Source organism: Actinoplanes sp. NPDC023714, assembly GCF_040639855.1.
Lineage (GTDB): Bacteria > Actinomycetota > Actinomycetes > Mycobacteriales > Micromonosporaceae > Actinoplanes.
Window position 1 is genome coordinate 171,993 of sequence record NZ_JBFAAR010000014.1, and the last position, 23,689, is coordinate 195,681.

Below are 23,689 nucleotides of genomic sequence, written 5' to 3' on the forward strand. Positions count from 1 at the left end.
GGCAAGCTACTTCATGAAACTCCGGGTCAGCCGCCGGCCACGGAGGAGACCTTGAACGGCGTGCCCTGCTGGCAGGTCGTCATGAGGCCCTCGTCGGCCTTGCCGGTCACGGTGACCTGGTCCCCGGCCTTCACCGAGCCCTTCTGGGCGGCGTCGTTGAAGATCAGGAGGTGGCCGTCGAGCAGCAGGCAGCCGGGTTCGACGCCGGCCGTGACCGTGCCGGTGAGAGTGGTCGTGCCACCCTGGTCACCGGACGGCTTGCCGGGCAGCGAGGGGTCGTCGACCGGCGCCGAGGTGGCGGTCGACTCGGGGAGGGCCGAGGCCGGGGCGGGGGCGCCGGGCTCGGTGCTGGTGCCGGTGTTGTTCGCGCAGCCGGCGGAGAGCGCCAGGAGCAGCGCGACGGGGACGAGGCTTCGACGAATCAGCATGATTGTCAGACGCTACCGGAGCGCCCAGGGTTCCCTCAGACCGCGGGTGGGATGGGGCGCTCCGCGAACACGCCCACGTTGTAGGCCGACATCTGCCAGTCCCCGCCGTCGCTGCGGGTCAGCTCCACCCAGTGGCAGTTCTGCAGCGCCCGCAGCGTGCGGACCTGGGCGACCGGCCAGCCGAGCAGGTGCGCGATGCCCTGCCGGGCGGCCGCGCCGTGGGTGGCGGCCACGACGACGCCGGGGGCCAGCCGGGCGGCGTCCTGAAGCCCGTCGGCGACCCGCTTGCCGAGGTCGTCCAGGGTCTCCACGTCGCCGCCGACCACGTCGGCGCCGGCTTTCCACCGGGCGAACTCGTCCGGTCGCTGCGCCGCCACCTCGGCGGTGGTGAGGCCCTGCCAGGCGCCGAAGAACCGCTCGCGAAGCCGTTCGTCATGGCTGACCGTGAGCCCGGTGAGGGCGGCCAGCGCCGCGGCGGTGTCGGCGGCCCGGCTCAGGTCGCTGGCGACGATCGCATCCGGGCGCAGGGTGGCCAGCAGCGTGGCCGCCTCGGCGGCCTGCCGGCGGCCCAGCTCGTTGAGCGGGACGTCGGTCTGCCCCTGCACGCGGGAGCCGGCGTTCCAGTCGGTGTTGCCGTGCCGCCAGACGAGAAGACGGGTCGTCACTGGGCTTTTCGTCACTGGGCTTTTCGTCACTGGGCTTCTGGGGCGGCCGCACCGGCGTCGACCATGTCGCGGTCGACGAACGGGATGGTCGGGCAGTCCTTCCAGAGCCGGTCCAGCGAGTAGAACTCGCGCTCCTCGGTGTGCTGCACGTGCACGACGATGTCGACGTAGTCGAGGAGCACCCAGCGGCCCTGCCGCTCGCCCTCGCGCCGCACCGGCTTCGCCTTCTCCGGCAGGTTGACGAGCGCTTCCTCGATGGCGTCCACGATCGCGATCACCTGGCGCTCGTTCGACGCCGAGGCGATGACGAACGCGTCGGTGATGTAGAGCTGGTCCCCCACATCGATGATGGAGATGTCCTGCGCCTTCTTGTCCGAGGCGGCCTGAGCGGCTGCCATGGCGAGTTCAAGAGCGCGTTCGTTGACGGGCAAAAGAGTCCCCTCGGTCGTTTGAAAAGGACCTCAAGCGTCTCACACGGGACCGGCAATCCCCGAGTCCGAATACAGCCCCCGCTTGTTGATGTACTGAACGACACCATCCGGGACGAGGTACCAAACCGGCAGGCCGGACGCCACGCGCTTGCGGCAGTCGCTGGACGAGATCGCCATGGCGGGCACCTCGACGAGGGTGACGCTGTCCTCCGGCAGGCCGGCGCCGGAGAGCTCGAAGCCGGGCCGGGTCACGCCGATGAAGTGCGCCAGCTCGAGCATGGTCATCGCGTCCTTCCACGACATGATGCGGGAGAGCGCGTCGGCGCCGGTGATGAAGTAGAGCTCGGCCGACTGCCCGTAGACGGCGCGCATGTCCCGGAGGGTGTCGACCGTGTAGGTCGGCCCGTCCCGGTCCATGTCGGCGCGGCTCACGTGGAAGCGCGGGTTCGAGGCGGTGGCGATGACCGTCATGAGGTAGCGGTCCTCGGCGGGCGAGACCCGGCCCTTCTCGTACGGCTGGCCGGTCGGCACGAACATGACCTCGTCCAGGTCGAACCGGGCCTGCACCTCGCTCGCGGCGACCAGGTGGCCGTGGTGGATGGGGTCGAACGTGCCACCCATGATTCCCACGCGTCGCATCCGGCGAGAATATCTGTTGATTCCGGTCAGGGGTGGCGGGCGGGGTGGTCGGATGAGATCAGCCGGCTAGGCGCTTTCGGACGGCGGTAAGCAGGTCATCGGCCGTGAACGGCTTCTCCAGCAGAGCGACGCCCTCCTCGAGGGTTCCCTCCGAGGCCAGAACCGGCTGGGCATAACCGGACATGAAGAGCACCCGCGTCTCCGGCCGGGCCAGCACGAGCCGCTCGGCCAGCTCCTTGCCCAGCATCCCCGGCATGACCACGTCGCTGAGCAGCAGGTCGATCGTCCCGTCGAAGCCGGCCGCCACCTCGAGGGCCCGCGGCCCGCAGTCGGCGCAGAGCACCCGGTAGCCGGCTCCGGTGAGGATCCGGCAGGCCACCTCGCGCAGGGCGTCCTCGTCCTCGACGACCAGCAGCGTCTCGCCGTTCCCGCCGGTCGCCGGCGGCTCCCCCGCCTCGGGATCCGGCGCGGGGAAGGAGCCGGCCGGCAGCAGCACGGTGACCGTGGTGCCGAGGCCGACCTCGCTGGTGATGCCGACCTCGCCGCCGGCCTGCGTGACGATGCCGTAGACGGTGGCCAGGCCGAGCCCGGAGCCCTCGGCGCTGCCCTTCGTCGTGTAGAACGGCTCGAAGGCGCGTTCCAGCACGTCGGCCGCCATCCCCCGGCCGGAGTCGGTGATCCGCAGCCGGACCTGGTCGCCGTCCCGCCCGGTCTCGACGACCAGGGTGCCGCCGTGCGGCATCGCCTCCCGGGCGTTCAGGGCGAGATTCACCAGCAGCTGCTCGAACTGGGCCGGGTCGCAGTTCACCGCGGGCAGGCCGGGCTCGAGGCGGAAGCGCAGGTCCACGTGCTCGCCGACGGTCCGGTCGAGCAGCTCCCGGATGCCGGCGATCAGCGCGTTCAGGTCGACCGGCTGGGGGCGGACCACCTCCCGCCGGGCGAAGGCGAGCAGCTGGTGGGTGAGGTCGGTGCCGCGCCGGCCGGCCTTCACGACCTGCTTCGCGTCCGCGGCGATCATCGTGACGTCCGGGTCGGCCGACTCGGCCTCCTCGATCACGAAGCTCGCGTAGTTGAGGATCACGCCGAGCATGTTGTTGAAGTCGTGCGCGATGCCGCCGGCCAGCTGGCCGAGACTCTCCAGCCGCTGGTTGCGGTGTGCCTGGGCCTCGGCGCGCAGCCGGGCCTTCTCCGCCTCGGCGGCCAGCCGCTCGGTGACGTCGCGGACCACGGCCACGGCGAACCGGCCCTGCGGGGTCTCCACGATCGTGGTGGACGACTCGACCGGGAACTCGCTGCCGTCCCTGCGCCGGGCCGTCGTCGCGATCGTGCCGATCGAGCCCGGCGAGGACGTCTGGAGCAGTCGCCGGCGCTCGGCCATCAGCGATCGGGCGTGGTCGGTCAGCAGCACCTCGACGGTCTGCCCCACCAGCTCGGCCTTCGTCCAGCCGTAGAGCTGCTCGGCCCGGTCGTTGATCAGCACGATCCGGCCTTCGTCGATCACCAGGATCGCGTCCGGCGCGGCCTGCAGCAGCCCCCCGGCGAGTTCCTCGGACCACTCCACGCGTCCACCCCCGTGGTCCTCAGGCTACGAGGTCACGGGGGTGTGAGCAGCGAGAATGCGATCAGCCGCGAGCGGACAGGGCGCGCCGCATGTCGTCGTCGGCGTCCTGGACCACCCGGCGCAGGATCGGGCTGAGATCGGGCCGGGCCAGCAGCTCGGCGGCGAGCCGGCGGGTGGCGGCGGACACGGCCACGTCGGGGTAGGCCGCGATCGCCGCCTTCTCCGCGCTCATGCCGCTGCGGACCCGCATCATCTCCGGCATCTCGGCGAAGTAGCGCTCGGCGTACCCGGCCAGCAGCCCGAGCTGCTCGGGCTGCCAGAAGCCGCCCGCGGTGAGCTCGGCCAGGCGGTTGGAGAGCGAGCCGTCGGCGACCACGGCGTTCCAGGCGGCCTCCTTCGCCGCCGGATCGGGCAGCGCGGCCCGGCAGCGGGCGGCCCACTGCTCGCCGCTGGCGCTGCGGTCCCGGCCGAGCTCGGCGTCGATCTCGCCGGGGCCGGCCGCGCCGAGCACGGCGAGCCGGTACTGGATGAGCCAGCGCAGGTCGGCGTCGACGGTGAGGCCCTGGGGGACGTTCTCGGCGGCGAGCCAGCCGCGCAGCCGGGACACCTCGGTGGTGGCGCCGATGAACCCGCGGGCCGCCGCGAGCTGGAGGGAGCTGCCCGCCGGGGAGGCGAGGAGCAGCCGCTCGGCGGCCTGGGCGAGGAGCTCCAGGGCGGCCGGGCGGGTCTCCGGGCCGGCGTACCTGTCGACGAGCCCGCGGGTGGCCCGCAGCACGTCCTCGACGATCACCACCTCGGTCTCCACCGGCAGCGCCGCTAGGACCAGGGTGACCAGCTCGGCGACCGGCCGCTCGCCGTCGACCACGGCGTCCAGGACGGCGGCCCAGATCACGGCGCGGGCCAGCGAGTCGTCGATCAGCGGCAGGAGCAGCGGCACGGCGGCGGCCGAGTCCGGGTCGAGGCGGATCTTCGCGTACGTGAGGTCGCCGTCGTTGAGCAGCAGCAGGTCGGCGGCGGGCTCGCCGGTGAGCTCCTCGATCACGGTACGGCCGGACGGGTCGAGCTCCACCTCGACGGTCCGGCGGCGCACCACGGCCCCGCCCGCCGCCTGGTCGAACAGGCCGACGCCGACCCGGTGCGGGCGCAGCGTCGGGAACTCGGCCGGCGCGGTCTGCACGACCGCCACCTCGGCGTAGTTCCCGCCGTCCCGGCGTACCTCGGTGCGCAGCGTGTTGACCTGGGCGCGGCGCAGCCACACCTCGGCCCAGCCGGACAGGTCGCGGCCGCTCGCCTTGGAGAGCGCGCCGAGCAGGTCGGCCAGGGTGGCGTTGCCGTACGCGTGCGTCTCGAAGTGGGCGTTCAGCCCGGACCGGAAGGCCTCGTCACCGAGCCAGGCGACCAGCTGCTTGAGCACGGCGGCGCCCTTGGCGTACGAGATGCCGTCGAAGTTGAGCAGCGCCGCGTCGGTGTCGGTCACCTCGGCCGGGGCGACCGGGTGGGTCGACGGGCGCTGGTCGGCGCGCAGGCCCCAGGCCTTGCGGTGCATCGCGAAGGTCGTCCAGGTGCCGCGGTAGCGGGTGGCCTCGGACGCGACCCGGGTGCCGAGGTACTCGGCGAACGACTCGTTCAGCCAGAGGTCGTCCCACCAGGCCATCGTCACGAGGTCGCCGAACCACTGGTGCGCCATCTCGTGGGCGATCACGTTGGCCCGGTGCTCCCGCTCGCTCTCGGTGATCACCGAGCGGGGAATGAACTCGTCCCGGAAGACCACGAGGCCGGGGTATTCCATGGCGCCGAAGTTGAACTCCGGCGCGAACGCCTGCTGGTAGTGCCCGAACGGGTAGCGGATCTCGAACATCTCGTGGAACCGGTCGAGGCACTGCTTGGTGATCTCGAAGATCTCCGGCGCCTCGGCCTCCAGGTGCTCGGCGAGCGCGGCCCGGGCGTAGAGCGCGAGCGGGATGCCGTCGTGCTCGTCGGTCAGCACGTGGTATCTCCCGGCGATCAGCGAGGCCAGGTACGTGGAGATGCGCTTCGTGGGCGCGAACTCCCAGCGCCCGCCGTCCCGGGTGACCAGCGTGCCGTTGGTGGCGACCGTCCACTCCTCCGGCGCGGTCACGCTCACCTGCCAGGACGCCTTCAGGTCGGGCTGGTCGAAGCAGGGCAGCACCCGGCCGCCGTTGTTGATGAACAGGTGCTGGTAGAGGTAGACGTTCCCGTCGGCCGGGTCGGTGTAGCGGTGCAGGCCCTCGCCGTCGATCGAGTACCGCATCCGGGCGTCGGCGACGAGCTCGTTCTCCTCGGCCAGGCCGGTGAGGTGCAGCCGGCCGTCGCGTACCGCGGACTCCTCGACCGCGGCGCCGTTCAGCGTGAGCGTGCCGACCTCGACCGGCTCGAACTCGAGGAACGTCGCGGCGCCGGCCCGGGCGCGGAACCGGATCACCGCGCGGGATCGGAACGTGTCGCCGTCCCCGGTGACGTCCAGATCGACGGAGTAGGTCTCGACGTCGACGACGGACGCCCGGTCGGCGGCCTCGGCACGGGTCAGGGTCGGCATGAAAACCATTCTGCCTGTCCGGAAATGAGCCTGTTAGCCTTGGGGTGTGCGCGTGATCCAGCTCAACTGGTGGCTGCCCTGACGGGGCGGCATGCCGACACGCGCGAAATCACTTCCGCGGCCGCCCGTCCGGGCGGTCGCTGTCTGTTTCTGCGGGACTCCCCGGGCGTGTGCGGTCACCCGTACCCCCGCAAGGAGCTCTCATGGCACCCACCCGCCGCCTGACCGGTTTCAAGCCCACCGGTCACCTGCATCTCGGCAATCTGCTGGGCGCTCTGCGCCCGCTGATCGCCGCGCAGGACCACACCGAATCCATCGCGATGATCGCCGACCTGCACGCCATGACGATGGATCACGAACCCGGAAGGCTGCGCGCGCTCGCGCTCGAACAGGCGACGGTCCTGCTGGCGGCCGGCGTCGACCCGGCCCGCACGCCGATCATCCTGCAGTCGCAGGTGGCCGAGCACACCGAACTGCACTACCTGCTGGAGTGCGCGACCGGCTTCGGCGAGGCCTCCCGCATGATCCAGTTCAAGGAGAAGTCGGCGGCCGGCGGCCCGATCCGGCTCAGCCTGCTCACCTATCCGGTGCTGATGGCCGCCGACATCCTGCTCCACGACATCGACGAGGTGCCGGTCGGCGAGGACCAGAACCAGCACCTCGAGCTGACCCGGACGATCGCGAACCGCTTCAACGCCCGCTACGGACCGACGTTCCGGGTGCCGGAGGGGGTACGCCCGGAGTCGGCGGCCCGGATCATGGACCTCGCCGACCCGGCCGTGAAGATGGGCAAGAGCAACGCCGCGGGCGCCGGCCGGATCGCCCTGCTCGACCCTCCGGAGGTGATCCGGCGCACCGTGGCGCGTGCCGTCACCGACGAGCTGGCGCAGGTCCGCCGCCATCCGGACCAGCCCGGCGTGACCAACCTGGTCGGCATCCTGGCCGAGTGCACCGGGCAGCAGCCGTCCGACCCGGTCTCCTACGGCGCTCTCAAGAGGGAGGTCACCGACGCGATCGAGTCGGTGGTCGCGCCGATCAGGGCGCGGCACGCCGAGCTGGCGGACGACCCGGCCCACGTCCGGGAGATCTTGGCGAAGGGCGCCGAGGCCGTCCGTCCCAGGGCGAGGGCGACGGTACGGCGGACCCGAGCCGCTCTCGGGCTACTGCAGTAACAGCTGGAGCTGCTTCTCGAAGCACACGTTGCCCGGGTCCCCGTAGCTGGGGATCCGGGCATAGCCGGACGTCTGGTACAGGGCGATCACGGCGCGCAGGTGGGCGGCGGTCTCCAGCCGGATGACCGACCGGCCGGCCGCGAGCGCCTCCTCCTCGAGGGCGACGATCATCTGCCGGCCCAGGCCGCGGCCGCGGTGGGCCGGACGCACGTACATCCGGGTGATCTCGGCGACCCCCGGCTCGCGGGCCTGCCAGCCCCCGCACGCCACGGCACGGCCGTTCACCGTGCCCACCAGATACGCCACGTCATCGTGCGGCTCGAATATCCGCTGCCCGGCCAGGCCCGCGGCGGCCAGGAGTTCCCGCTGCTGAGCGGTGACCAGGGCGGCCAGTTCGGGGTCCAGCGCGGGACGGTTCTCGATCTGCACGGAGGTGACTGTAGGTGACGACCCTTTCCAGCGGGTTGCCGAGAACTGGCCTATGCCCTATTCGTCGGTGTCGCCCTCGTCGTCGTCCTCGTCGGTGACCAGCACCGGGACATTCGACATCTTGATGCTGCTGACCGTGCCGTCGGCCGCCATGTGCTGCACCTCGTCCTCGGCCCGGACCCGGCGCGCCTTGCGGGCGGCGAGACGCTGGGCCGCACTCGGCCGGGTGTCGAGCTCCTCGAGGCGGGAGTCGGTGCCGCGCGGGCCGGTGACGTACTCACCGGCGTTCGGCTGCCAGTCGAACTCGCGGTCGCCGATCCGGACCGGGTCGCCGGCCTGCGCGCCCTTCTTGCCGAGCATGGTCTCGATGCCGAGTCGCTCCATGCGGTCGGCCAGGAAGCCCACGGCCTCGTCGTTGTCGAAGTTGGTCTGCCGGACCCAGCGCTCCACCTGGAGACCGCGGATCACGAACACGCCGTCCTCGTCCTGCTCGATCGTGAAGCCGGCGTCGTCGACGGCGCGCGGGCGCAGCACGATCCGGGTGGCCTCCTCGACCGGCTTCGCGGCCCGGTGCTCGGCGACCGCCTTCGCCAGGGCGAAGGTGAACTCGCGCAGGCCCTCCCGGGTCACCGCGCTCACCTCGAACACCCGGTAGCCGCGCGCCTCCAGGTCGGGGCGGACCATCTCGGCGAGGTCCCGGCCGTCCGGGATGTCGATCTTGTTGAGCACCACGAGGCGCGGCCGGTCCTCGAGACCGCCGTACGCCGCCAGCTCCGCCTCGATGGCGTCCAGGTCGGCGAGCGGGTCACGCTCGATCTCCGGCGCCGCCGCGTCGAGCACGTGCACCAGCACCGAGGTGCGCTCGATGTGCCGCAGGAACTGCATGCCGAGGCCCTTGCCGGTGGCCGCGCCCGGGATCAGGCCGGGCACGTCGGCGATCGTGAACGTCTCCTCGCCGGCCTGCACGACGCCGAGGTTCGGCACCAGCGTGGTGAACGGGTAGTCGGCGATCTTCGGCTTGGCCGCCGACAGCACCGAGATCAGCGACGACTTGCCGGCCGAGGGGAAGCCCACCAGGCCCACGTCGGCCACGCTCTTCAGCTCGAGCACCACGTCGAACCGGTCGCCCGGCTCGCCCAGCTCGGCGAAGCCCGGCACCTTGCGGCGGGTGTTCGCCAGCGAGGCGTTGCCCCGGCCGCCGCGGCCGCCCCGGGCCACCTCGAACTCGGTGCCGTTGCCGACCATGTCGGCCAGCACCTCGCCGTCCACGGTCTGCACGACCGTGCCGTTCGGAACCTTGAGGATCAGGTCCTTGCCGGTCGCGCCGTCCCGGTTCGACCCGGCGCCACCGCCGCCGTTGTTGGCCTTGATGTGCGGGTGGAAGTGGAAGTCGAGCAGGGTGTGTTGCTGCGGGTCGACCACCAGCTTGATGCTGCCGCCGTGCCCGCCGTTGCCCCCGTCGGGGCCGCCGAGCGGCTTGAACTTCTCCCGGTGCACGGAGACACAGCCGTGCCCGCCGTCACCCGCCTGCAGGTGCAGCACTACCCGGTCGACGAACGTGGTCACTTCGGCACTCCCCTTGTTAGGGCCTTGGAAATACGACAGCGGGCCGCGGACCCGAGGGTCCACGGCCCGCTGTAGAGAAAAACTACTCCGCGACCGGCACGATGCTGACGGTCTTGCGGCCACGCTTCGTGCCGAAGAGCACGTTGCCGCTGGCCAGAGCGAAGAGCGTGTCGTCGCCGCCACGGCCGACCAGGTCGCCCGGGTGGAACTTCGTGCCCCGCTGACGGATCAGGATCTCGCCGGCGCTGACCAGCTGACCACCGAACCGCTTCACGCCGAGGCGCTGGGCGGCGGAGTCACGGCCGTTACGCGAGCTGGATGCACCCTTTTTATGAGCCATGGCTGCGCCTACTTCCCGCTCTTGATGCCGGTGACCTTGACGCGAGTCAGCGGCTGGCGGTGCCCCTGGCGCTTGTGGTACCCGGTCTTGTTCTTGAACTTGTGGATCCGAATCTTCGGTCCCTTGGTGTGCTCGGCAATCTCGCCGGACACCGTCACGCTGGCAAGCTTGGCCGCATCGGTCACCAGGTTGTCACCGTCGACGAGGAGCACCGCGGCCAGGGTCAGGGCGTCGCCGGGCTGACCCGCGAGCTTCTCGACCTCGATCACGTCGCCCTCGGCAACCTTGTACTGCTTGCCGCCGGTCTTGACGATCGCGTACATCGACGCGGACTCCCTGAGACTTGCGCAACCGGAGAGGCTGCTGGCGGATACTTCTGAGGCTCCGGCAAGCGCTCGGAAGCGCGCACGGAACGGGTGCCCGGAAAGGCACCGTCGGCAAGACTACTTCATCGCAGGCCCGAGACCCAAACCGGGCTTCACCCCGGGCCCTCGCTCACCGCCCGCAGGCCTCATCGAGGGTGGCGTGCAGGCCGGCCAGCTTCTCGTCGTCGAGCTTCTCCAGGTCACCCTTGAGTTCGGTCACCTCGTCGCCCATCGCGGCGAGGGCCTTCTTCACGGCCTTGTCCGAGGCGAGCTTCGACATGTCGATCAGGGCGTAGGAGAAGTTCTCGACGTCACGCTTCGCCTTCTGCTCGGCGTCGGCCTTCGCCTGACCGCCGCTCTTCGAGGCCTCGGTCAGCAGCTTGTAGTCCTCGGCGAAGGTCTTGCCGAAGCTCGTGCTGGTCCGGCTCGCCTGCTCGCAGATGGCCTCGGTGTCGGCCGCCAGGGCGGCGTCGCCGGTCTTGCCACCGCTCTTGCTCTTCGTGCCGCCGGTCGCCTCGGCCGTGGGGTCGGCCGCCGCGGCGGAGGTGGTGGTCGTGGCCGTGGCCGGGGTCTCGGCGGCGACCGTGCCGGCCGCTGCCGGGGTCTCCTCGCTCGAACCGCCGGAACAGCCGCTCAGGGCCAGGAGCAGGGCGGACAGTCCCGCCGCCGCGTACAGATGGGTGCGCATAGGACTCGGTCTCCTCGGGGGACGGGGATCGATCCCGCCGAGGGTAGCCGCTGTTAAGTTTCCTTACAACTAAACGGCCGGCCGCCTTTCCGGCAGCCGGCCGTTCTCGTCGTCAGCCCGTCAGGGGCGGGTGCGCCTGCGAGTGCCGCCGCGCCGGGAGCGGCGGCGGCCTCCGGCTCCGGCCGCGACCGAGTCGTCGTCCTCGTCGTCCTCCGCCGCGTCCGGGTCGTCCGAGCCGGCCAGCCGCTCGTACTCGGTGCCGTTCACCTCCGCAGCGGCGTCCGTCTCCGTCGCGTCGCCCGTCTCCGCCACGTCGTCCGTCTCCGGCATGTCGAAGCGGGACAGGTCGTAGCCGCTGATGTCGTACTCGCTGCCGTCGGAGGTGGTGAGCGCCGGCTTCGCCGCGCGGGAGATGATCCCGGACCCGGCGATCGGCCGGACCACGGCCGGAGGAGCCTCCGCCACCTGCGCGGCGGGACCGGTCCCGGTCTCCACCTTCGCCGGCTCGGCCTTGACCCGCTCGACCTTGACCGGCTCCGCCTGCACGGGCCCGGCCTTGACCGGCCCGGCCTTGACCGGCTCGGCCTTCACCGGCCCGGCCTTCACCGGCTCGGTCACGGCCGCCGGCTCCGGCACGACCTCGGCCGGGGCGGTCTCGACCTCATGCTGCGTCTCGGGCTGCTGCGTCTCGGCTTGGGCGCCGTTGTCGCCGCCGCGCCGGCGGCGCTTGCCACCGGACTGCTGCTGGGGCGCCTGCTGCGGGGCCGGCGCCTCGGTCCGCACCGCGGCCGCGACCGCCTTCACCTGGCTGCCGGCGCCACCGCCGTTCGACCGCTTCTCCGGCACCGGCTCGGGGTGCACGATCACGCCCCGGCCCTTGCAGTGGTCACAGTTCTCGCTGAACACCTCGAGCAGGCCCGAGCCGATCCGCTTCCGGGTCATCTGGACCAGGCCCAGCGAGGTGATCTCGGTGACCTGGTGCTTGGTCCGGTCCCGGCCCAGGCACTCGGTGAGCCGCCGCAGCACCAGGTCGCGGTTGCTCTCCAGCACCATGTCGATGAAGTCGATCACCACGATGCCGCCGAGGTCGCGCAGCCGCAGCTGGCGCACGATCTCCTCGGCCGCCTCCAGGTTGTTGCGGGTGACCGTCTCCTCGAGGTTGCCGCCCGCGCCGGTGTACTTGCCGGTGTTGACGTCGACCACGGTCATCGCCTCGGTCCGGTCGATCACCAGGTGACCGCCGGACGGGAGGAAGACCTTGCGGTCGAGGGCCTTCATGATCTGCTCGTCGATCCGCCACTCGGCGAAGGCGTCCGAGACACCGGTGTGCCGGCGCAGCCGCTCCACCAGGTCCGGGGAGACCGACTCGAGGTAGCCCTCGACCTCGGCGTACGCCTGCTCGCCCTGCACGACCAGCTCGCGGAAGTCCTCGTTGAACAGGTCCCGGACCACCCGGATGACCAGGTCGGGCTCCTCGGACAGGGCGCGCGGCGCGTTGCCCTCGGCGGCCCGGGCCTGGATGTCCTCCCACTGCGCCTGGAGCCGCTTCACGTCGCGGGCGAGCTCGTCCTCGCTGGCCCCCTCGGCCGCGGTCCGGACGATCACGCCGGCGCCGTCCGGCACCAGCTTCTTGAGGATGTCCCGGAGCCGCTTGCGCTCGTTGTCCGGCAGCTTGCGGCTGATCCCGGAGGCGTTGCCGTTCGGCACGTAGACCAGGTGGCGGCCGGAGAGCGCGATGTGGCTGGTGAGCCGGGCGCCCTTGTGGCCGATCGGGTCCTTGGTGACCTGCACCAGCACCGAGTCGCCGGAGCGCAGCGCCTGCTCGATCGAGCGGGCACGGCCCTCCAGGCCGGTGGCGTCCCAGTTCACCTCGCCGGCGTAGAGCACGGCGTTGCGGCCGCGGCCGACGTCGACGAACGCGGCCTCCATGCTCGGCAGCACGTTCTGCACCTTGCCGAGGTACACGTTGCCGACCATGGTGCCGGAGGTGGCCCGGGCGACGTAGTGCTCGACCAGGATGCCGTCCTCGAGCACCGCGATCTGGGTGCGGTCCTGCTTCTGGCGTACGACCATGACCCGGTCGACCGCCTCACGGCGGGCCAGGAACTCCGACTCGCTCAGGATCGGCGGACGGGTCCGGCGCTGCTCACGCCCGTCCCGGCGGCGCTGGCGCTTCGCCTCGAGCCGGGTCGAGCCGGAGACGCCCTGCACCTCGTCGGTACGGCGCGGCTCACGCACCCGGACCACGGTGTGCACGCCGTCCTCGATGCCACCGGCCTCGCCGTCACCGGCCGAGCCCTTGCGGCGGCGGCGACGCCGGCGACGGGTCACTCCGTCGCCGTCGGTCTCCTCGTCGCCGTCCTCGGCCGAGGCCTCGGCGCCGTCGTCGTCGCCCTCCTCGTCCTCGGACTCGGACTCGTTCTCGTCGGCCTCGTCGGACGGGCCCTTGCCGCGGCCACGGCCACGACGGCCCCGGCGACGGCGGCGGCGACCGCCCTCCTCGTCATCGGCGTCGTCGTCGGTGCCGTCCTCGACGTCGTCGGCGGTCTCGTCCGGCTCCTCGAGAACCGGCTCCTCCACGACGGCGGCGACCTCGGCGGGCTCCTCGGCGCCACCACGACGGCGGCGGCGGGACCGGCGGGTGCCCTCGACCGGAGCCTCGGCGGCCTCGGCGGCCTCGGCGACCGGCTCGTCCCCGGCCTGCGCGGAACCCTGCCCGGCACCCTGTCCCGCACCCGGCCCGGCGCTCAACCCCGCGGTCTGATCCACGGGCGCCACGGCGGGCGGGACCTCGGCGGCGCCACGACGACGCCGGGTCGCCGGCGCGGCGGGAGTCTCGGTGGGGTCCGGCGGCATGAACAGCACGGCCGGCGGCAGGGCGGCACGGCGCGCCCGCGACGGCTTGGCCGGCTGCTCCTCCACGAAGTCGTCATCGAGCGGCAGAATCCCGACGACCGGCACCCCGGCCGTCCGGGCAGCCGAGGCGGCCTCGATCGCGGCGTCCGCGACCAGCTCCTCCTCGGTCTCCTCGAGATCAGCCTCAGCAGCCACCGGCTCAGCGTCAGCCGGCCCGGCAGCGGCCGGTCCGACAGCGGCCGGCGCGGCGGTGGTCGGCGCGGCATCGGCGGGCTGCGCCGAGGTGGACTGCGCGGCGCTGGAAGCCGATTGGGCGGCATCGGAAACGGCGGCGGCCGGCTCCGGCGCGACGGCGGGGGCGGCGGCCTTGCGGCGGCTGCGGGTGGCCTTCTTCACCGGCGCGGCGGCGGGGGCCTCGGTGGCGGCGATCTCGGCGGCGGCGCCGGGCTCGGCCGAGGACGCGGCAGAGCCGGCGGCCGCCGGTGTGGTGGCGGCGGAACTGGTGGGTTCGGCGGAGGCGGGCTCGGAGGTGGACGCCTCCGGAGCGGGAGCCTCAGCGGCGGGGGCGGCGGCCTTGCGGCGGCTGCGCGTGGCCTTCTTCACCGGCTTGACCGGAGCCGGGGCCTCGGTCGCGGCGATCTCGGCGGCGGCGCCCGGCTCGGCCGAGCCGGCGGCGGGCTCGGAGGTGGACGCGGCAGCAGCGGCGGCGGCCGGTTCGGAGGTGGACGCCTCCGGAGCGGGAGCCTCGGCGGCGGGGGCGGCGGCCTTGCGGCGGCTGCGTGTGGCTTTCTTCACAGGAGCCGGAGCAGCCTCCGTCGCGGCGACCTCAGCGGCCGGCTCGTCGGCGGAGGGTGTCTCCGGCGGTGGGGCCGCCGCCTTGCGACGCGGCGCGCGTGTGCGGCGCGCAGGGGTGGTGCCGGTGGCGGTATCCGCGGGCGGAGGAACTGCTCCGTCCCGTTCACCGCCCGGTTCTCCCAGGTTAACTGGGGGCTCGTTATCGAGCATGGGGCGCTCTCCAGTTCTCGGCGACCCCGGGCGCGGGTAAGCGCTGCCACGCAGGGTCGCTGCAAAAGTGTTCCGGGCCCGGCCGAGTCCGAACGGGCTGCCGAAGTCTGCCAACGAACGCCGACCGGACTCCGGTCAGCGTCCTCCGATGCCGGCGCCCTCGCGATCCGCGTCCAACGGATCGACGATATCCCCCTGCGCGGTGAGTGTGCCCTGGGCCAGCCGGGTGACCCTCGGGGGGACCGGCGGCTCCAGGCCGGCCACCACGCGCAGGCCGGAAAGGACGTCATCGGGCCGAACGGCGGGCGTCACCTGCCGTACGACAAGGTCGATTATCGCACACGGTACGCCTGCGGCCCCGGAAGGTAGGTCTGCCTCCTCCGTCACCGTGCAGGAGGCGACCGCGGCGCGCGCGTCGAAGGATCGACGACCCTGCTTGGTCATGCGCTCGACCAGCACTTCTTCGGCCGCGAGGAAGGCCGCGACGGCGTCCAGCGCCGCCTTCTCCTCGATCTGGGGCAGCTCGATCCGCCACAGCGAGGCGTTGATCCGGTCGGCGAGGCTGCCCTCGGACGCGATCACCGCCTCCAGGATGTCGAGGCCTGGGGAGAGGGCCGCGTCGAGCGCGACGCGCAGCTGCTCCGGGTCGACCGGGGCCTGCAGGCCGATCTCCAGGTATTCCGCCTCGCTGCCGACGCCGGTCGGCGCGGCGCTGGCGTACGAGATCTTGGGGTGCGGGGTGAAGCCCTGTGAGTAGGCGATGGGCACCGCCGCGCGCCGCAGGGCGCGCTCGAATGCGCGGGCGAAGTCCCGGTGCGAGGTGAAACGCAGCGGTCCGCGCTTCGCGTAACGAAGGCGGATCCGCTGCACGACCGGGGCCTGACCGCCCACGGGTTGGTTCTTCGGGGGAATCGTCGTTCTCCTATGCGGGAACCCGCAGGTTGTTCACGGGTGTAAGAGGAAGCAGCTTCTTGCCGGTGGGGCCGATCTGGATCTCGGTGTCCATCGACGGGCAGACACCGCAGTCGAAGCACGGCGTCCAGCGGCAGTCGTCCTGCTCGTACTCGCTCATCGAGTCCTGCCAGTCCTGCCAGAGCCAGTCCTTGTCCAGACCGGAGTCGAGGTGGTCCCAGGGCAGGACCTCGAGCTCCTCGCGCTCACGGGTGGTGAACCAGTCGAGGTCGACGCCGAGCTCCGGCAGCACCTCGTCGGCCGCCTCGATCCAGCGAGCGTACGAGAAGTGCTCGGACCAGCCGTCGAACCGGCCGCCCTTCTCCCACACCCGGCGGATGACCTGGCCGACCCGGCGGTCGCCGCGGGACAGCAGTCCCTCGATCAGCGAAGGCTCGCCGTCGTGGTAGCGGAAGCCGATCGCGCGGCCCAGTGAGCGGTCGCTGTTGATGGCCTGCTTGAGCATCTTGAGGCGGGCGTCGATGACCTCGGGCCGGTCCATCGCCGCCCACTGGAACGGGGTGTGCGGCTTCGGCACGAAACCACCGATCGACACGGTGCAGCGGATGTCCTTGGTGCCGGCCGCCTCCCGGCCGGCCCGGATCACCTCGTGCGCCATGTCGGCGATCTCGAGGACGTCCTCGTCGGTCTCGCTGGGCAGGCCGCACATGAAGTACAGCTTCACCTGCCGCCAGCCGTTCGAGTACGCCGTCACGACCGTACGGATCAGATCCTCCTTGGTCACCATCTTGTTGATGACCTTGCGGATCCGCTCGGAGCCGCCCTCCGGCGCGAAGGTGAGACCGGTGCGCCGGCCGTTGCGGGACAGCTCCTGCGCCAGATCGATGTTGAACGCGTCGACCCGGGTGGACGGCAGGGAGAGCGAGACGTTGGTGTCGGCGTACTGCTCGGCGAGGCCGGAGCACATGTCGCCGATCTCCGAGTGGTCGGCGCTGGAGAGGGAGAGCAGGCCGACCTCGTTGAAGCCGGAGAACTCCAGGCCCTCCTTGACCATCTGGCCGACCGTGGTGATCGACCGCTCGCGCACCGGGCGGGTGATCATGCCGGCCTGGCAGAACCGGCAGCCGCGGGTGCAGCCGCGGAAGATCTCCACGGCGTAGCGCTCGTGGACCGTCTCGGCGAGCGGGACGAGGGGCTTCTTCGGGTACGGCCAGGCGTCGAGGTCCATCGTGGTCCGCTTGGCGACCCGGAACGGGACGTCCGGCCGGTTCGGCACGACGCGCTGGATGCGACCGTCGGGAAGGTAGTCGACGTCGTAGAACCGGGGGACGTAGATGCTCTCGGTCCGGGCCAGGCGCAGCAGCAGCTCGTCGCGGCCGCCCGGGCGCCCCTCGGCCTTCCACTCCCGGATGATCCCGGTGATCTCGAGGACCGCTTCCTCGCCGTCGCCGAGCACGGCGGCGTCGATGAAGTCGGCGATCGGCTCCGGGTTGAACGCCGCGTGCCCGCCGGCCAGCACCACCGGGTCGTCCTCGGTGCGGTCCGCGCTGTTCAGCGGGATGCCGGCCAGGTCGAGCGCGGAGAGCAGGTTGGTGTAGCCCAGTTCGGTCGCGAACGAGACGCCGAACATGTCGAACGCCCGGACCGGCCGGTGCGCGTCGACGGTGAACTGCGGGACGCCGTTCTCCTTCATCAGCGCCTCGAGGTCGGGCCAGACCGCGTAGGTGCGCTCGGCCAGCACGTCGGGCTGCTCGTTCAGAACCTCGTAGAGGATCTGAACGCCCTGGTTGGGGAGCCCCACCTCATAGGCGTCCGGGTACATCAGCGCCCACCGGACGACGGTGGAGTCCCAGTCCTTGACGACGGCGCCGAGCTCGCCGCCCACGTACTGGATCGGTTTGCTGACCCGGGGCAACAACTGCTCGAGCTGCGGGAAGACGGAACTGACGCTCATGGGTCTCCAGGGTACGCGAGACTACCGGCCCAGCTCCGCCGCGGCCCGCTCCAGGTCGGTCGAGAGCAGGTCGGTACGGAACGAACAGAGCTGGAGGGTCATCCGGGCGGCCCCGCGCTCCCCCACCACCAGCTTGATCGGCTTCCCCCGATCGTCCAGGTCGCCGACGATGAAGTCGAGCAGCCGCACACCCGCGCTGTCCAGGAACGAGACCGCTGTCAAGTCGATCAGCACGGCGTTCGCCTCGGTGGTGTGCGCCACGATGGCGCGCCCGATGTCGTTGGCGTTCGCCAGGTCGATCTCGCCCTTGAGGTGGACCAGCTCGGCGATGCCGTGCTGGGAGAAACTCACCCACTGGTCGGTCATGAGACACCTCCGCGGTGCCGGCGCATCGTCACCGTCGTCCCCTCGCCTCGGTCGAAGAAGACCTCGTCCATCGAATCCTCGATCAGCTGGAGCCCGCGGCCGCGGGCGAAGTCGGCGCCCGGTCCGCGCCAGCTGCCCCGGTCGGTGACCCGCACCTCCACGGCGTCCGCGCTGACCGTGGCCGACACGTCCACCACCCCGAACGGGTCGTCCCGGTACCCGTGCTCGATCGCGTTCGCCACCGCCTCCGAGCAGGCCAGCAGCACCGCGTTCACGCAGTCCGGGTCGACCGCGTGACCGACCAGCCAGCCCCGCAGGTCGGCCCGGAGCAGCGAGATCTGCAGCGGGTCCGCCCCGATCGAGCGCTCCAGGCGCTCCTCGGTGCCGAGGGTGAGGCAGAGCAGGCAGACGTCGTCGGCGTGGTCCCGGCCGACCAGGGTGTCGGCGAGCCCCGCGGTCAGGCCCTTGAGCGGCGCGTCCCGGCGGCGCGCGTACTCCCGGGCCAGGATCTCGAAGCCCCTGTCGATCGGGCGGCCCCGGCGCTCGACCAGGCCGTCGGTGTAGAGCAGCAGGCGGCTGCCGGCGGCCAGGCGCACCCGGTGCTCGGTGCGGCGGCGGTCGCCGGCCCGCGAGCCGATCGGCGCCGACCGGGCCTGCAGCAGGTACTGCGGCGAGCCGGCCGGCTCGTGCAGCAGCGGCGGCAGGTGACCGGCGCAGGCGTACGCCAGCTCGCTGCTGTTCAGGTCGATCTCGCCGTAGACGACGGTGGCCATCCGGGCCGAGTCGACCCGCTCGCAGAACCGGTCGAGCTGCTCCAGCAGGCGGGCCGGGCCGTGCTCGGCCGAGGCGAGCGCCCGGATCGCGCTGCGCAGCTGGCCCATCGTGGTGGCCGCGTCGATGCCCCGACCGACCACGTCGCCGACCACCACGGCCAGCTTGTGCGGGCTGATCAGGAACGCGTCGAACCAGTCGCCGCCGACCTCCAGGTCCTGCGCGGCGGCCTGGTAGTACGTCTCCACCGCGAAGCGCGGGTCGCCGCCGGGCACGTCCGCCGCGAGCAGGCTGCGCTGCAGCGTCCGGGCGATGGCCCGCTCCTGCTCGTAGAGGCGGGCGTTCTCCAGCGCGAGCCCGGACCGGTCGGCCAGGTCGACGAGGAAGAACTTCTCGGCCTCGGCGCCGCGCCGGTCCGCGGCCATCCGCAGCGACAGCGTGCCGAGCACCTTGCCGCGGGCGGTCAGCGGCAGCACGGTGCAGCCCAGGCCGTCGCCGTCGACCGCGAAGATCGGCTCGGCCTTGGCGGTCGCGTCGGCGACCCGGCCGGCGAGCAGTTCGGCGTCCGGCGCCGGGCCGCCGGCGTCCTCGAGCAGGCCGGCCGGGCCGACCTGGAGGCGTACCGCGGCCCAGTCGGCGATCTCCGGCACCACCCGTTCGACCAGGCGGCGGGCCCGCTGGAGCAGCCGGTGCTCCTCGTCGAGGGATCGGGTCGTGCGGGCCAGGAAGCCGGCCCGCTCCTCGCGGCGGCGGGCGTCGTCGTAGAGCCGGGCGCGGTCCAGCGCCTGGCCGGCCTGCTGGCCGAGCAACCGGATGACCCGCAGCTCACCGTCGCTGAGCAGGCGCTCCTCGCGGAAGCTGAACGCCAGCACGCCGAGCACATGGGGTGCCTGCTCGTCGCCGGCGCCCGCGGTGAGCGGCAGCAGCACCACCGTGGCGCGGCCCGATCGCCGCATCGACTCGGCCAGGTCCGGGAAGTGCTCGTCGGCCTCGGCGAGCGTGCCGATCACGTGCAGGTCGCCGCGGCGGGCCACCTCGGCCACCGCGCGCGGCGACGACCGCGGCATGTCCTCCCAGTTCCCGGTGGTCGGGTCGGTGGAGGCCACCGCGATCAGCTGGTCCCGATCCGCGTCCATGAGGTAGATGCTGCTGCTCGCGGCGTCGAACGCGGGCTCCGGCGCGCGGAGCACGGCCTCGGCCACCTCGGCCTCGGTCGGCGCGGCCGACAGGTCGGCCACTATCCGCTGCAGGACCCGGACACGCTGCTCGGACAGCTCCGCCTCGCGGCGGGCCGCGAGCAGCTCGCGTTCGTAGCTGCGCCGCTCGGTCGCGTTGAAGACCATCGTGCGGATGATCCGCGGCGCGCCGCCGGCTCCGCGTTCCAGGACCGAGTTCACGAGTACGGGAAGACGCCGCCCGTCCTCGCCGACCACCTCCAGGGCGATCTCGTGCACCTCGCTCTGCATCGAGAGCAACGGTGCGTAGTGGGTCTCGTGATAGATCTTGTCACCCGCCGTGAGCAGGTCCCGAAACCGTCGGTGACCGATCAGGGCGGCCCGTGTGTATCCCGTCCACGCCAGGAACGTCTCGTTGACCCGGACGATGGTGCCGTCCGGCAGCGTCGTGAGGTAGCCGCACGGCGCATGCTCGTAGAGGTCTTCCGGATCGTCGTCCCAGGGCAGTCGCAACTCATTGGTCACGTCCGGCCCACCAGTCTCACTCACACCCAGCTCCGCCGATCATGCCCGCTGTCTACAACCAGGACTTGATCGCGTCAACCGTTTCCTGTGGAGCGCTGAGGTTCGGGCAGTGACCGGTCGCGTTCATCGACAGGAATGTGCTGTCCGGAGTGTGCTTGTGGACGTACTCACCGACCACGGTGGGCGCGATCACGTCGTCGGAGCACTGGAGGATCAGCGACCGGACCCGGGACCTCGGCAGATCGGTGCGGTTGTCGGAGAGGAACGTGACCCGGGCGAACTTCTTGGCGATCTCCGGATCGGTGCGGCAGAAGCTGTTGGTGAGTTCCTCGCCGAGCTCCGGCCGGTCCGGGTTACCCATGATCACCGGAGCCATGGCGCTGGACCAGCCGAGGTAGTTGCTGTCCAGCGACTCCAGCATCTCCTCGATGTCGGAGCGGCCGAACCCGCCGTGGTAGCCGTCGGTGTCGTCGTCGATGTACCGCGGGGACGGGCCGATCATGACGACGGCCTCGAAGCGCTCGGGCTCCCGGTTCGCGGCGAGCAGGCCGATCATCGAGCTGACCGAGTGGCCGACGAAGACGACGTCGCGCAGGTCGTGCTCGTGGATGATCTCGAGGACGTCGTCGGCGTAGCCGTCGAGGGTGGCGTACTTGTCGTCGCGGTACGCGGACAGGTCGGACTTGCCGTTGCCGACGTGATCGAAGAGCACGATCCGGTGCGTGTCGGCGAAGGCCGGCGTGACGAAGCGCCACATGTTCTGGTCACAGCCGTAGCCGTGGGCGAACAACATGGGCCGGCCGGACTCGGCCCCGCTGAAGGTCACGGCGTTTCTCTGCGTGGTGCTCATGCGCAACAAACCCTCCGGGCGGTTCGGGTGGTCGGTGTGCGGAATCTCCGAGGGGTGACTCCGGGCACTTTCCGGTCCGGGGAACCGGGTGAATGCAAAGTCCGGGTAACCATACGACTCCGGAGCGTTCCGCACATCGCCCCCGTTGTCCGCCATTCGTGGCGGGAGTCCGGATCCGGCCCGGCCGTCCCACTGGCGAAGCACACCTAACCTGGGAGAAGACGCTCGCCGCCTGGGGGCACAGGAGGAGATCGAAAAATGGCCGACGACCAGCCGGTCGACCCGACCGCGGCCATCGGAATGCCCGAAGAGACCGGGACGACCGATTCCGACGACCCGAAGACGCTGACCATGCCGGCCCGCTGGAGCGGCGCCGCCGCGATCCCCGGCGCCACGCCGCGCCGATCGGCGTGGGGACGGCTGCGCGAACGGGTGGCCGACGTGGTGGCCGGCAGCGGTTCCGGCAGGCGGTCCGGCACCGACGACGAGTGGCCGACGATGCCCGCCGTCGACCCGTGGGCGGACCAGCCGACCCAGGTCTGGGACGAGGCCTACACGGCCGCTCCGGCCGCTCCGCCCGTACCCCCGGAGGAGATGCCGCCGACGCGCATGGAAGGACCGGCGGTGGCCGCGGCCGAAGGCACGCGGCAGGAGCGCGTGGCGGCGCTGAACGCCAGGCTGGACGCCGCCTCCGCCGCCGCTGACATCGTGGAGAAGAAGGCCGCCGAGGCCGCGAAGGCGGCGGCCGCGAGCGCGGCGGCCAAGGCCGAGGCGGCACGCGCCGCGGTCGCCCGGAAGCTGGCCGAGCGAGCCGAGGAGAAGGCCCGGGCGGCCGCGCAGGCGCCGCCCACGCCGCAGACGCCGCCACCCCCGCAGGCGCCGTTCACGCGGCAGGCTCCGCCCGCGCCCACGCCCGCGCCGGCCCGCAAACCGCGCTTCTGGCAGCGCCCGGCCGCCGCGCCGCCGCCGAAGCCCGCGATGGGACCGCAGCCGCTCATCAAGCCCCGCACCCCGATCCAGCCGCGGCGCCCCGCCCAGCCGGCGCCGCCGCCCTGGGCCGCCAAGCCGATGCCGAAGCGCCGGGGATTCGTCCGGCGGGCGCTGCGCCGGCTCACCATCCTCACGATGGTCGCGGTGGTGCTCTGCTGTGGTGCGCCGCTGGCCTACACGCAGATCCCGGCCGCCCGGCAGTTCCCGGTCGACGCGATCCTGCCGGACTCCTTCTCGGATCTGGTCCTGCGCGAGACCGAGTCGGCGAAACGGGCGGTCGAGCGGCTCGCCGAGCAGTTGCAGGAGGCGGGCTCGGGCGGGAACGCGTTCGCCGGGGTCTACTCGGACGGGAACGGCAAGCGGGTCACCGTCTACGGCGCGACCGGTTTCCGGCTCACCCCGGGCTCCGACGTCTCGGCGCAGATGGATCGGCTCGCCGGCTCGATGGAGCTGACCGACGTGTCCGATTACGACACCGGCGTGCCCGGCGTGCACGAGCGGTGCGGGACGGGCCGGCTCGACGACACCGCCGTGGTGGCGTGCTCGTGGGCCGACCACGGCAGCCTCGCCACGGTGCTGCTCACCCGGCGGTCGCTCGACGAGAGCGCCGCGCTGGTGGCCCAGCTCCGTGACGAGGTCCTGGTCCCGGCTATCTAGCCTCTTCCTTCTTCGGCGCGTAACGGGACACGTATTCCTGGCCGGTCAGCTTCTGGATCTCGCCCATCACCTGGTCGGTGAGCTCGCGCAGGGCGGTCCGGTCGTCGGCCCGGCCGACCGTCTCGATCGGCTTGCCGAACTTGATGGTCACGATGCCGCGCATCAGTTTCGGGTAGACCTGGCCGATCGGCTGCACCTTGTCGGTGCCGATCATGCCGACCGGGATGATCGGGACGCCCGCGGCCACGGCGAGCCGGGCCACGCCGGTCCGGCCGCGGTAGAGCTTGCCGTCCGGCGAGCGGGTGCCCTCGGGGTAGACCGCGACGAGGTCACCGTCCTTGAGGGCCGGGATCGCCGCGTCGAAGGCGGTGAGCGCGGCACGGCCGCCGGCCCGCTCGACCCGGATCGCGCCGAGGCCCTCCATCAGCTTGCGGTTGAGGAAGCCCTTCACGCCGGTGCCGGTGAAGTAGTCGGACTTGGCCCAGAAGGCCAGGTGACGCGGCACGACGGCGCCGAGGAAGAGCTCGTCCGCGACGGAGAGGTGGTTGCCGGCGAAGATCGCCCCGCCGGTCCTCGGGATGTGCTCGAGGCCTTCGACGGTCGGCCGCCAGCCAGTCATCAGCGGCACGCCGACGATGACCTTGCCGATGGAGTAGATCAGCGGCAACTCGTCCTCCGGAGCACACAGGTGTGCGTAAGTAGGGATGGGGTGTTGTGAGGTTATCGGACCGGAGCGCCGATGTACCTAATGATCTTGGACCGAAGCCCGGACATTCGCCCCCACCAG

At 71.9% G+C, this 23,689-nt stretch carries 20 protein-coding genes; 2 read left to right on the forward strand and 18 right to left on the reverse strand.

Annotated elements, in window-relative coordinates; all coding sequences use genetic code 11:
• Nucleotides 1-26: 26 nt before the first annotated feature.
• The 6 genes from AB0G10_RS39885 to pepN form a co-directional block, all read right to left on the reverse strand.
• Entirely contained in the window at nucleotides 27-428 is a 402-nt protein-coding gene (locus AB0G10_RS39885) for a hypothetical protein (RefSeq protein WP_360934543.1), read from the reverse strand.
• 35 nt (nucleotides 429-463) lie between these two features.
• A complete protein-coding gene (locus AB0G10_RS39890) occupies nucleotides 464-1,093 on the reverse strand; it encodes a histidine phosphatase family protein (RefSeq protein WP_360934546.1) in 630 nt (209 codons plus the stop codon).
• Between the two features lie 26 nt (nucleotides 1,094-1,119).
• Nucleotides 1,120-1,524, reverse strand: coding sequence for a ribosome silencing factor (gene rsfS / locus AB0G10_RS39895; protein ID WP_360934549.1), 405 nt, complete (start codon nucleotides 1,522-1,524; stop codon nucleotides 1,120-1,122).
• A gap of 39 nt (nucleotides 1,525-1,563) precedes the next feature.
• A complete protein-coding gene (gene nadD / locus AB0G10_RS39900) occupies nucleotides 1,564-2,163 on the reverse strand; it encodes a nicotinate-nucleotide adenylyltransferase (protein WP_360934552.1) in 600 nt (199 codons plus the stop codon).
• A gap of 58 nt (nucleotides 2,164-2,221) precedes the next feature.
• Nucleotides 2,222-3,724: an ATP-binding protein gene (locus AB0G10_RS39905; protein WP_360934555.1), complete on the reverse strand. Its 1,503-nt coding sequence runs from the start codon at nucleotides 3,722-3,724 to the stop codon at nucleotides 2,222-2,224.
• Between the two features lie 61 nt (nucleotides 3,725-3,785).
• Nucleotides 3,786-6,281: an aminopeptidase N gene (gene pepN / locus AB0G10_RS39910; protein ID WP_360934558.1), complete on the reverse strand. Its 2,496-nt coding sequence runs from the start codon at nucleotides 6,279-6,281 to the stop codon at nucleotides 3,786-3,788.
• Nucleotides 6,282-6,484: 203 nt separating this feature from the next.
• Between pepN and trpS the strand changes: the two genes are divergently transcribed.
• Nucleotides 6,485-7,453 carry a tryptophan--tRNA ligase gene (trpS, locus tag AB0G10_RS39915; protein ID WP_360934561.1) on the forward strand — a complete coding sequence of 323 codons (969 nt, stop codon included), beginning with the start codon at nucleotides 6,485-6,487 and terminating at the stop codon, nucleotides 7,451-7,453.
• Here trpS and AB0G10_RS39920 read toward each other — a convergent pair.
• The 11 genes from AB0G10_RS39920 to AB0G10_RS39970 all read right to left on the reverse strand — a co-directional run bounded on the left by AB0G10_RS39920 (nucleotide 7,442) and on the right by AB0G10_RS39970 (nucleotide 21,255).
• Nucleotides 7,442-7,882 (reverse strand): GNAT family N-acetyltransferase, encoded by a 441-nt coding sequence (locus AB0G10_RS39920; protein ID WP_360934564.1) that lies wholly within the window; start codon nucleotides 7,880-7,882, stop codon nucleotides 7,442-7,444. The two genes, trpS and AB0G10_RS39920, sit on opposite strands and share 12 nt — an antisense overlap.
• Nucleotides 7,883-7,939: 57 nt before the next feature.
• Nucleotides 7,940-9,448 (reverse strand): GTPase ObgE, encoded by a 1,509-nt coding sequence (gene obgE / locus AB0G10_RS39925; protein WP_360934567.1) that lies wholly within the window; start codon nucleotides 9,446-9,448, stop codon nucleotides 7,940-7,942.
• An 82-nt stretch (nucleotides 9,449-9,530) separates the two neighbouring features.
• Nucleotides 9,531-9,788, reverse strand: a complete 258-nt coding sequence (gene rpmA / locus AB0G10_RS39930; RefSeq protein WP_360934569.1) for a 50S ribosomal protein L27 — start codon at nucleotides 9,786-9,788, stop codon at nucleotides 9,531-9,533.
• Between the two features lie 8 nt (nucleotides 9,789-9,796).
• Entirely contained in the window at nucleotides 9,797-10,111 is a 315-nt protein-coding gene (gene rplU, locus AB0G10_RS39935; RefSeq protein WP_014441261.1) for a 50S ribosomal protein L21, read from the reverse strand.
• Nucleotides 10,112-10,283: 172 nt separating this feature from the next.
• Nucleotides 10,284-10,841 (reverse strand): hypothetical protein, encoded by a 558-nt coding sequence (locus AB0G10_RS39940; RefSeq protein WP_360934572.1) that lies wholly within the window; start codon nucleotides 10,839-10,841, stop codon nucleotides 10,284-10,286.
• A 120-nt stretch (nucleotides 10,842-10,961) separates the two neighbouring features.
• Complete coding sequence (locus tag AB0G10_RS39945) at nucleotides 10,962-14,300, reverse strand: Rne/Rng family ribonuclease (RefSeq protein ID WP_360934634.1); 3,339 nt, start codon at nucleotides 14,298-14,300, stop codon at nucleotides 10,962-10,964.
• A gap of 537 nt (nucleotides 14,301-14,837) precedes the next feature.
• Nucleotides 14,838-15,572 carry a TIGR03936 family radical SAM-associated protein gene (locus AB0G10_RS39950; protein ID WP_360934637.1) on the reverse strand — a complete coding sequence of 245 codons (735 nt, stop codon included), beginning with the start codon at nucleotides 15,570-15,572 and terminating at the stop codon, nucleotides 14,838-14,840.
• A gap of 52 nt (nucleotides 15,573-15,624) precedes the next feature.
• Entirely contained in the window at nucleotides 15,625-17,568 is a 1,944-nt protein-coding gene (locus tag AB0G10_RS39955; RefSeq protein WP_360934575.1) for a TIGR03960 family B12-binding radical SAM protein, read from the reverse strand.
• Between the two features lie 21 nt (nucleotides 17,569-17,589).
• Nucleotides 17,590-17,934 (reverse strand): STAS domain-containing protein, encoded by a 345-nt coding sequence (locus AB0G10_RS39960; protein WP_360934578.1) that lies wholly within the window; start codon nucleotides 17,932-17,934, stop codon nucleotides 17,590-17,592.
• Nucleotides 17,931-20,429, reverse strand: coding sequence for a SpoIIE family protein phosphatase (locus AB0G10_RS39965; RefSeq protein ID WP_360934581.1), 2,499 nt, complete (start codon nucleotides 20,427-20,429; stop codon nucleotides 17,931-17,933). Before AB0G10_RS39965 ends, AB0G10_RS39960 begins: the two co-directional genes overlap by 4 nt.
• A gap of 28 nt (nucleotides 20,430-20,457) precedes the next feature.
• A complete protein-coding gene (locus AB0G10_RS39970; protein WP_360934584.1) occupies nucleotides 20,458-21,255 on the reverse strand; it encodes an alpha/beta hydrolase in 798 nt (265 codons plus the stop codon).
• Nucleotides 21,256-21,513: 258 nt separating this feature from the next.
• Between AB0G10_RS39970 and AB0G10_RS39975 the strand changes: the two genes are divergently transcribed.
• Entirely contained in the window at nucleotides 21,514-22,902 is a 1,389-nt protein-coding gene (locus AB0G10_RS39975; RefSeq protein ID WP_360934587.1) for a hypothetical protein, read from the forward strand.
• On the opposite strand, the gene AB0G10_RS39980 is transcribed toward AB0G10_RS39975, so the two are convergent.
• A complete protein-coding gene (locus AB0G10_RS39980) occupies nucleotides 22,895-23,569 on the reverse strand; it encodes a lysophospholipid acyltransferase family protein (RefSeq protein ID WP_360934589.1) in 675 nt (224 codons plus the stop codon). The two genes, AB0G10_RS39975 and AB0G10_RS39980, sit on opposite strands and share 8 nt — an antisense overlap.
• Between the last annotated feature and the right edge of the window lie 120 nt (nucleotides 23,570-23,689).

Coding starts and splice junctions, on each gene's coding strand:
- AB0G10_RS39885 (WP_360934543.1), bottom strand. CDS start 428: ATGCTGATTCGTCGAAGCCTCGTCCCCGTCGCGCTGCTCCTGGCGCTC.
- nadD (WP_360934552.1), bottom strand. CDS start 2,163: ATGCGACGCGTGGGAATCATGGGTGGCACGTTCGACCCCATCCACCAC.
- pepN (WP_360934558.1), bottom strand. CDS start 6,281: ATGCCGACCCTGACCCGTGCCGAGGCCGCCGACCGGGCGTCCGTCGTC.
- trpS (WP_360934561.1), top strand. CDS start 6,485: ATGGCACCCACCCGCCGCCTGACCGGTTTCAAGCCCACCGGTCACCTG.
- rpmA (WP_360934569.1), bottom strand. CDS start 9,788: ATGGCTCATAAAAAGGGTGCATCCAGCTCGCGTAACGGCCGTGACTCC.
- rplU (WP_014441261.1), bottom strand. CDS start 10,111: ATGTACGCGATCGTCAAGACCGGCGGCAAGCAGTACAAGGTTGCCGAG.
- AB0G10_RS39940 (WP_360934572.1), bottom strand. CDS start 10,841: ATGCGCACCCATCTGTACGCGGCGGCGGGACTGTCCGCCCTGCTCCTG.
- AB0G10_RS39955 (WP_360934575.1), bottom strand. CDS start 17,568: ATGAGCGTCAGTTCCGTCTTCCCGCAGCTCGAGCAGTTGTTGCCCCGG.
- AB0G10_RS39960 (WP_360934578.1), bottom strand. CDS start 17,934: ATGACCGACCAGTGGGTGAGTTTCTCCCAGCACGGCATCGCCGAGCTG.
- AB0G10_RS39970 (WP_360934584.1), bottom strand. CDS start 21,255: ATGAGCACCACGCAGAGAAACGCCGTGACCTTCAGCGGGGCCGAGTCC.
- AB0G10_RS39975 (WP_360934587.1), top strand. CDS start 21,514: ATGGCCGACGACCAGCCGGTCGACCCGACCGCGGCCATCGGAATGCCC.